We start from the raw sequence: 8,306 nt of genomic DNA, 5'->3' as shown, positions 1-8,306 counted from the left end.
GGGATCTCCTCACCGGTCTTCGGATTGCGCCCGGGGCGCTCCTTCTTATCGCGCAGCTCAAAATTGCCAAAGCCCGACAGCTTGACATCCTGGCCGCGTTCCAGTGATTTGCGGATCTCCTCGAAAAAGCTATCGACGAGGTCTTTGGCCTCACGCTTGTTGAGCCCAAGCTCCTCGAACAGGTGTTCTGCTATGTCGGCTTTTGTCACGGCCATCTTTCTCTCACATCGTCGTGGGCAGAAATCGACTCAAGGCGCGGCGCACAGGCCCCCGCCCAAGCCTCTGCATGGCCAGCAAGTGTCTGAGAAGACGCCTGCAAAATCAATCTGACGCGGGGTTATTTCCGGCCCGCCGGTGTTTCGCCCAGGCCGTGGGCCGGGTCCACAGGGTCCGTGACGGAAAGCCCGCGGTGCAGGGCGCCAGCACCAAATCGGGCGTGGATACGGTCCACCGTGACCGTCAGACGCCGCTCCCGCTCACTGTCCGCGGGGCGCTCGGCCGCGCCATCGAAGAGATCAGGCTGGACCGGCCCCGGGGTCCCCAGATCGGCGATCCCCAGGCCGATCAGGCGCACGGGCTTGCCCTGCCAGCGGCCAGCCTCGAACAGCGACCAAGCGGCGGCGAACAGGGTACGGGCGTCGTCGCTGCGCCGCGGGAGCCGCCGCTGGCGGGTGTGGGTCTCGAAGCCGCAGAAGCGGATCTTCAGCGTCACGGTGCGCCCCGCGATGGTCTCCTCCCGGGCCGCGGCAGCGATCTCGACCGCCAGACCGCGCAGGGTGTCGCGCAGCACGCCGGGATCGGTCACGTCGACGCCGAAAGTGGTCTCCTTGGAGAGTGACTGGCGGACGGCACGCTCGCCGACCCGGTCGGAGGCGATGCCCCGCGCCTGCTGGTAAAGGTTGGTGGCGGCGCGTGACCCCAGATGCGCTTGAAGCTGCGTGAGCGACAACCCGCGCAGGTCCGCGACGGTGCGCAGGCCCAGCCGCTTGAGGATTGGGCGGGTCCGGCTGCCGACCCCGCGCAGGACGCCGACCGGCTGCCCGCCCAGGAAGTCCAGGATCCGTTCCGGGGGCACCACGACCAGACCGTCCGGCTTGCCGAAGTCCGAGGCGATTTTGGCCACCAGCCGGTTCGGGGCGATGCCGACCGAGGCCTCGTTCCGATGATTGTCAGCGTCCTCAAATCCACCGAGAGTTCCCTCGATTGATTAGGCATATTACTATGCGCGTAATCCACTTGTACCTAGGGCCAACCGTCGCCGTCTCTGGGTGTGTTCATGTCGTCACTCACGGCGACGTAGAACAACTCGCAGCCTCCGGCCCATACAACGACAGTCGGCTCGCCACCGAGATTTGCGGCAAACCCGCAGATCTATTGGCCAGCCAGGATGCCAGGAATCCCCTGACAGGCTTCCCCCGTGCGGAATTGCTTTCCTGGTCACCAACTAGCGATACGATAGCCAAGGCGCCGCCACCGCTCACATCGTCGGGGCAGGCATCAAAAAGAAATGGCCCGGCGAAATCAACATAGGTAAGTGCGAAGGGTCCATCGCATTCAAGTACCAGTTCAGGTGGGTGGATAACGGCCGGGCGATTGTCAAAGAGTCCATTTTTACGCAAGGTCCGGTCGTGATCAAGGCGAAGTAACCATCCCGCGGCAAAGCCGGAGGTTCTTTCATGGCTCAGGTCTAACGCAAGAACCGCCCCCGCCCCGTGATGTGGTCGAACGACCAGACATGCTCGTTCGGCGCGTGCCGGCAGCGACCGACGATGCGCCCATAGAACTCGATCCGCCCAGAGTCCAGACGCACGGCGCTAAGGCCCTGGCGCTGCGCGCCGCATAGCGGGCAATCGGCGACATACCGCACCAGGTGCAGCGATGCCGGAGCGGTTCCGTTTGGGTCCAGCCTGCGTTCGATCACGTTGTCACCGAACGTGAAGGGTTGCCACCAAAAAGGCGCTCGGGCAACGCTATTCTGGATCAAGTTCAACCACCATCCAAACGCGACCCGCAACATTATGAGCAGGAGCCCCGATACGATCAGGTTTCGCAGGAAGTCGAGAACCGATGAGGCATACAAAACGAGTAGAAAAATCAAAACCGAAAGCAGGAAAAATGCCAGACCGCTACCTGTCATTGACACAAGCAGCAGGCGGCCGACCCATCCGGCCATCGAGAGCCCGTCAGCAGGAAGGCGCATGAGGCGGAACGTGGTGAGCGGGATCGGGTAGTACTGGATGTAGTTCTCAGGCACCAGTGGAGATGAATCGCCCTGTTGCTCGGACGCAGCGCCATGTGGTACAGATACCGCTGAAGATAGAATACTTGGACTTTCAGACACTCCAGATTGCGGTGTTGTGCCTTTAGATGAGGGCGCAGACTTTTCAGTTGGCATTGGAAAGAATAAAAGGCAGTACCTAGCTTTTTTTCCTCGCCCACCTTTTGGGTCTGGTTTACCATCTTCGCCTATCACTTCGCTCCGCGGCTCAAATAGGAGACCGAATTGAGGGCCGCGCGTAATAATGTTGTTTTTGCGAATAGCAAGATTAGCACCTAGCTTTCTCCAATGATTATTAATACGAGACTTTGCGCTTACGTCACCCAAGTTTTTCCAGCTTTTCTCGCCGAGATCATCAACAGCATTTGTAATGGAGGTAGGCAACCAACCCTTATTGTTATCGGCAGGGGCGGTTTCCGCGAGTCGACACAAAGCACGCAGCAATGTTGCCCAGAGAGCTTTTTCTCCATCCCATTCCTTCTCAAGCAACTGACTCAGCGCATGGGCCGCCTTTGCGATCTGGACCGGATCAGTTACGGGCTGAGCATCGCCGTCAGAAACCATCTGTAAAATATCCAAAGGTTTTTCTTCTGTTTCTCGAAGCCTGTGCCAACGAAGGTATGCCCTGCGGACCGTCCCGCGGTAAACCCTCCAAGCGTGCATTGTGACAGACCAACAGACTCCCGAGCCCCCGAAATACCGTAGTTCGCCGCGGGAACTGGGAAAGCAGGCCTACAGGGAAGGGCTGCGACCGGACGACAACCCGTTTCAGGACGGGCGGTCCCGGACCGACTGGTCAGACGGTTGGGGGTACCAGCGCACGCACTACCCGTCTGCGAAAGATGTGGCAGAGGCCGCCGCGGATCTCGACTGCATGTCGCCGTGGCAGGGAGACGAGAGCGGTTACGGGGCCTACTGTTAGCCCAAGCGTGACAACCCAAAGACACGAGGACAGGCATGCCCTACCACACGGGGCGGCCCACCGGGTCCTGGCGCGGCCCTTCCAGGGTCGCACGCCACCTGGCCACTCTTTGCCGGACAGGACCTGCCCGGCCGCAGTTGGCCCAGTAGTTTGGCGGAGCGCGTGGGCCCGTTGTCAACAGGTTATCGACCGGCGCAGGCGATGTTACAGGGTTTCGACACCGTCTGTGGCCCGCGTTGCACGCCGTATCGGTCGTCTTCTCGTAGAACACGTGGAGCGCCCTACCCGTTCTGTGTTGAATACGCGTCCACCACGGGGAGATAGCCGTGCTGCTGACGCCGCTTTCCGATCGCTTGGATCTGCGCCAGTCCATCGGCATAGGATGACACGCCCGTGGTGCGCACCGCCCCCTGGTGCGATCCCAGTCCGCCCCAGACTCTGACCAGGGTCCACTCGCCGAACAGATCCTGGAGTAGGTGTGCCTGGTAGTAGCGATTCTTGGTTTGGTGAACCCAACGATACATAGCCACCCCCGAGCAGCGCTGATTCCACATCCACCAGTCGATCGTGTGGGCCGGTCACCATCGCCTGCATTCGCCCCCTAACGCGGGTCATCACTGTCACCCCATAAGGGCGTCTGGTGACCCCATTATCCAAGATTACGAATACCGGAGACAAGAAATATGCGCTTGTCATGTGCCCGGCGGTGGCGATGCCCCTGGCTAAGGTGATTTCTGGCCGCCGTCGCTTAGGGCTCGGGAAAGCTCGGCGGTCTGCCGGAGAAGTCGCGACGAATCATGCCATCATCGAAAGCAGCGCCCAAGGCAGAGCGACCACCGGATGCGTGGCGGTCTATGCTGTTGACCCTACCCGTAACGATCCCCTGGTGCGCTGGAGGGAGGTACCCAAGAAAAGAGCAATCCCCACGGCAAAGCCATGGGGATTGAAAAGACCGTAGCACGATGGGCTATGCCACCGCTAAGTTTTTGAAACGCCAAACATCCGCCCAGTCAAGCGACTTGGTGCCTGCCGGGATGGGGCCGTGGGGCACATGGATGATCCCCGCAATCCCGCGGGTCCTCAGCCGCTCTTGGAGTCCGTTGGCGGCGGCCTGTCCTGCCCCTGATCGGTCCTTATCCGCCCAAATGAAGACCACGTCGATCCCGGGCGGCGGCTCCCAGTTTTCCATCACGCGGTCGGAGACGCCGGCCCAGACCGGGATGCCCGTTCGCTGCCTGACCGCCAACGCGGTTTCAATGCCTTCGGCGATCCCTAACAGCGGGCCGACGGGAAAGAGCCGGATGGCACCGCCCATCAGGGGCCCGCACGGAATCATCATCTTCTTCGGGCTGCACACCGGTGCTTTGCCGCCTTCCGTGGTGAGATAGGTCCGGTGCAACGACACTGGCCGTCCCTGGGCGTCGCTAACCCGGCTGACGATGGCCGGGTAGATTCCTGTTCTCACCCGATCCTCGTAGTATCCCAAAGCGGGGTGGAAGCGGACGACGTTGGCGTCCGGCATCGCTGAAATCCCGCGGGACTGGAAATAGCGCTGAAGCGGCAGCGCCGCCGGATCCGTCGGATCGAGGGTTTCCGACCAGACCCGCCGGAGGGTCGCCTCGGTGACCGCCACATCCTGGCGTTGCGCCATCATCGGGGCTGGTCGCGCGTGGGGTATCGGTGAGGCCGAAGCGCCACCGCCAGTCAGGCCGAGCGCGTGTGCCACGGCTTCCAGCGCCTCTGGGAAACGCCAGTCGTTCGCCCACATCAGCAGGGCGAACCCGTCGTGGAACGCCCCGCAGGTGTTGCAGATCCCTCCCCCACTCTGGTTCACATCTTTGAAGACCCGCAGCCCGTCCCGTCCGCCATGGACGGGACAGGGGACGTGTCGACCTGGGCGGGACAGTGCCTGGTCCAGGGTCGGCGCCAGACGGCCAAGGATGCCATTCCACTGGCCCCGGGCGCGTTGGCGGACCAGTCCCGAGTCAAGCCTCATGGTTGCATGCTCGCCGCTGTCTGGCTTGCTTTCTTCGCGCACAGCCGTCCTTGTGCGGTGTCGGTGAGGTAGGCGTCCCAATTGACCTCGTTCTTCCACCGATGAGCCGTCCTTATCGCCGCCCGGCAGTGCTCGCCACTGAAATGCTCAGGGAACGCCATGGCCACCAGCGCCCAATCACAGTGCTCTTCATACCAGCCCCTGCCGGCAAAGGGGTCGAGATTCCTGATCACGTCCGGCATTTCGACCAAGCGCTCATCGCTAACATGGATACCCCCGTGGCTTTCGGTAGTGAGTAAGGTAATGCCAGATGCAATCACATAGCCGCTGCCATCGCCCCAGGGGGTCTTGGTCTTTCCCTGTGTAGGGAACGTCTTGAAGTCGTACATCACTTGCCTCTATTATCATGGTAAAGGGCATACGCTTCCCCCCACGGGGAAGCCTGCCCCGCAAGGTGGAACGGATCGACCGTAAGCGACTAGGCGCTTACTGCCGTATAGCCTTTGGCCATGTGCCCGTAGACGGTGTCACTGGCACTCACAGAAGTCCACGTTCTGCAAGCGAGGTGGTCTCCCCCTCGCCGACGATCAGATGATCGAGGACTCGTACATCAATCAATGCCAATGCCTCTTTGAGCCGTTGCGTGATCCGCAGGTCCGCCTGACTGGGCTCGGCAACACCACTGGGATGGTTGTGGGCGAAGATCACCGCGGCGGCATTGGTCTCGATGACTCGGCGCACTACCTCACGGGGATGCACACTCGCCCCATCAATGGTGCCTTTGAACAATTCCTCGTAGCGAATCACGCGGTGCCGGCAGTCCAGGTAGAGACAAACGAAGACCTCGCTCGGCAAACCAAAGAGTTTCAGTTTCAGGTAGTCTCGGGTCGCTTGCGGGCTAGTGAGGCAGTCCCCTTTAGTCAGGTAAACTGCCTCCAGACAGCGGATGGCTTTCGCCACGAGCGTGCGGTCGGTGCGCGACAGGGCCGGGCGGCGCTCCTCGTCATTGATATCGTCTGCGAACAGGGAAAGTTGTGTGGCCATGGTGGTCTCCTGGTTGGTGAGACCGGCAGACACACCATCCCCAATGGGAGAGCGAGTCTCCCGGTGGGGATGGAATCGGCCGTGCACCCGCTTTAGGGCGCGCAAGCCACGGGCTTAGCAGTAGTGAGCGTCGTTATCCCTGCGGCTCAAGTTCGTCATGCGCAAAGGCCCCGGCGCTGAGGTTGCCCTCAGCATCCAGGGACAATGCATAGAGGCCATCGTCCATGGAAGGGTCCTTGGCGCGGTGTTCCCTTGCCCTGGCGAGCACCGCGGATTCTTTCAGGGGACCGACCACGAAGGGTTCGCAATCGCCCTCGACGATCAGCAGCCAGTGGCGCGGGTGGGGGTCGTTCATGGTTTCGATGCCGTGTGTTGATGTCATGAGGTTCTCTGCTGAAGTGCGGAAGATGCGCGCTTCCGAGCGCGTAGGCAGTGTTCCCCTGGGGTTGCTTGGACGTTGCTTCAGAGTAGGCTGACCGGCGTACCGGCGAGACCGCAATAGCCTCTTGGTCGATCGTCAGCGCGATAACTGTCTGGCAGTTTGCGTGAATCCATGCCCGCGTCTTCCCAACGCCACGCCATGCAATGCTCATGCAGGCAGGGTGCGAAGGTCGAGATCATGGGAATGGTGCCGTTGCCTAACTGACCGGGCTTATAGGACGCGGTAATCTCGTCCATGGTCAGGCGGCGGCTGATTGTGCGTAGCGGACAGCCGATGTCCGTTGCCTCGTCTGCTGCGACGATCATGACTGCACCCCGGCGACCACAAAGTGGTCACAGTAGAGCGCGTCCGTGTCATCGCTTAATGCATAATCGATGAACCGATCACGCCACGCGAACCCATCGATCTCACCTTGCCGACTGGCTTGTCCATGCAGCCCGCAGTCTAAGTCCCAGGCGCCACGCTCGAACCACTTGTCCGCGTGACCACAGTAACCGCACATGCGGCTATTGTCATTTCCGCTCGGATACATCAGTCGCTGTTGTACAACCCACGGCGACTCTGCTCCAGTTTGCGCTGACTGCACGAAGACAGTACGCTCATACTGCGCGAGCCGACGGATCGCGACCAGCATCGCGGGGTCGCGATTGATGCCGAGATGGCCGAGCGCCTGGCATTCAGCCGAGCAAGAGGTATTGTCCTGGTCATGCTTCGGGCGCCCGCAGTGCTGGCAGTGGCTATCACTCACGTCTCACCTCATTGGCTGACGGGGAGACGCACGTTCCCCTGTCTGGGAGGCGGCCTCCCCTTGGGGTTGATCGAACGGGTTTACGTTATGCGGTAGCGGCGAGACCGCGCGGGCCTATCACCACGAGCTTGCCATTCTCCTTGATGCGCTGATGCACATACTCCAACAGGGTGATCGCCTCCGCGTCCAACTGGGTATCGGGATGATCTGTGACCTGCGCGACGATCGCCGGAATGGCGTCATAACAGTACAGTCCGGGCCGTAAGCCGTCGCGCACCGACCGCCAAGGCTTGCAGTCCTTGCGGTCGACCAGGAGGTACTCCGGACACCAGGTCACCCTGGTCCGGCCACCGTCCGCCGCGTCGAGTGCGGCCAGCTTCTGACGGAACTGATAGGTCGTCGCATCGAACACCTGCTGGCCACAGGAGACCCAGGCGTGGAACAGAAAGCCGCCGGTCCCGGCGGCTACCGCGGACCCTTCGCGGTGGTGACACACCACTGCACCGGGGTCTTGGCCGTCGACGCGCCAGGCGGCATAGCCGGCCACCAGGCGCACGTCGTTGATGCCCTCGCGGGTCAGTAGGTGCTGACAGGCCAAGGCGTGCCAAATGCAGTCCGTGCCAAGGTGACTGCTCGCCGTCGTGGCGATGGTCCGCACGGCTGTGGCGACCGGGCCGGCGATCTCTTCGGGTATTTTCATGGTGTTCTCTTCGTGAGGGGGACATGCCACCCCGCGGGGCGTCATGCTCCCGGTTGGGGTTTCAAGTGGTCATCGTTTCGGCTGTTTTTGTAGTCCGCTCAGCTTGCGGTGATCTCGGTCTCACCATGGAGAACCGAAGAAGACCTGCGTGCGCTGTGCTCTCAGTGGTCAAGAGC

11 protein-coding genes are annotated in these 8,306 nt (G+C 61.6%); all 11 read right to left on the bottom strand.

Annotation, left to right across the window (positions count from 1 at the left end; translation table 11 throughout):
* On the bottom strand, positions 1-215 hold a 215-nt coding region (locus tag QZY44_RS33290; RefSeq protein WP_295457917.1), incomplete at its 3' end, for an integration host factor subunit alpha.
* A gap of 122 nt (positions 216-337) precedes the next feature.
* Positions 338-1,123 carry a hypothetical protein gene (locus tag QZY44_RS33285; protein ID WP_295457914.1) on the bottom strand — a complete coding sequence of 262 codons (786 nt, stop codon included), beginning with the start codon at positions 1,121-1,123 and terminating at the stop codon, positions 338-340.
* 564 nt (positions 1,124-1,687) lie between these two features.
* Positions 1,688-2,857 carry a hypothetical protein gene (locus QZY44_RS33280; RefSeq protein ID WP_295457912.1) on the bottom strand — a complete coding sequence of 390 codons (1,170 nt, stop codon included), beginning with the start codon at positions 2,855-2,857 and terminating at the stop codon, positions 1,688-1,690.
* A 624-nt stretch (positions 2,858-3,481) separates the two neighbouring features.
* Positions 3,482-3,724 carry a WGR domain-containing protein gene (locus QZY44_RS33275; protein ID WP_295457910.1) on the bottom strand — a complete coding sequence of 81 codons (243 nt, stop codon included), beginning with the start codon at positions 3,722-3,724 and terminating at the stop codon, positions 3,482-3,484.
* Between the two features lie 443 nt (positions 3,725-4,167).
* Entirely contained in the window at positions 4,168-5,196 is a 1,029-nt protein-coding gene (locus tag QZY44_RS33270; protein WP_295457907.1) for a toprim domain-containing protein, read from the bottom strand.
* Complete coding sequence (locus QZY44_RS33265) at positions 5,193-5,585, bottom strand: hypothetical protein (RefSeq protein WP_295457904.1); 393 nt, start codon at positions 5,583-5,585, stop codon at positions 5,193-5,195. Before QZY44_RS33265 ends, QZY44_RS33270 begins: the two co-directional genes overlap by 4 nt.
* 148 nt (positions 5,586-5,733) lie before the next feature.
* Positions 5,734-6,240, bottom strand: a complete 507-nt coding sequence (gene radC / locus QZY44_RS33260) for a DNA repair protein RadC (protein ID WP_295457901.1) — start codon at positions 6,238-6,240, stop codon at positions 5,734-5,736.
* A gap of 133 nt (positions 6,241-6,373) precedes the next feature.
* On the bottom strand, positions 6,374-6,622 hold the full coding sequence (locus QZY44_RS33255; RefSeq protein WP_295457898.1) for a hypothetical protein: 249 nt from the start codon (positions 6,620-6,622) through the stop codon (positions 6,374-6,376).
* Positions 6,623-6,702: 80 nt separating this feature from the next.
* Complete coding sequence (locus tag QZY44_RS33250) at positions 6,703-6,987, bottom strand: hypothetical protein (RefSeq protein ID WP_295457895.1); 285 nt, start codon at positions 6,985-6,987, stop codon at positions 6,703-6,705.
* Positions 6,984-7,430, bottom strand: coding sequence for a hypothetical protein (locus QZY44_RS33245; RefSeq protein ID WP_295457892.1), 447 nt, complete (start codon positions 7,428-7,430; stop codon positions 6,984-6,986). The genes QZY44_RS33250 and QZY44_RS33245 overlap by 4 nt, the downstream gene beginning before the upstream one ends.
* An 85-nt stretch (positions 7,431-7,515) precedes the next feature.
* The gene (locus QZY44_RS33240) at positions 7,516-8,130 is read right to left on the bottom strand and encodes a hypothetical protein (RefSeq protein WP_295457889.1); all 615 of its coding nucleotides are present in this window, start codon (positions 8,128-8,130) and stop codon (positions 7,516-7,518) included.
* Between the last annotated feature and the right edge of the window lie 176 nt (positions 8,131-8,306).

Source organism: uncultured Thiodictyon sp. (assembly GCA_903837595.1).
GTDB lineage: Bacteria > Pseudomonadota > Gammaproteobacteria > Chromatiales > Chromatiaceae > Thiodictyon.
This window is presented reverse-complemented; position numbering and strand designations above follow the sequence as displayed.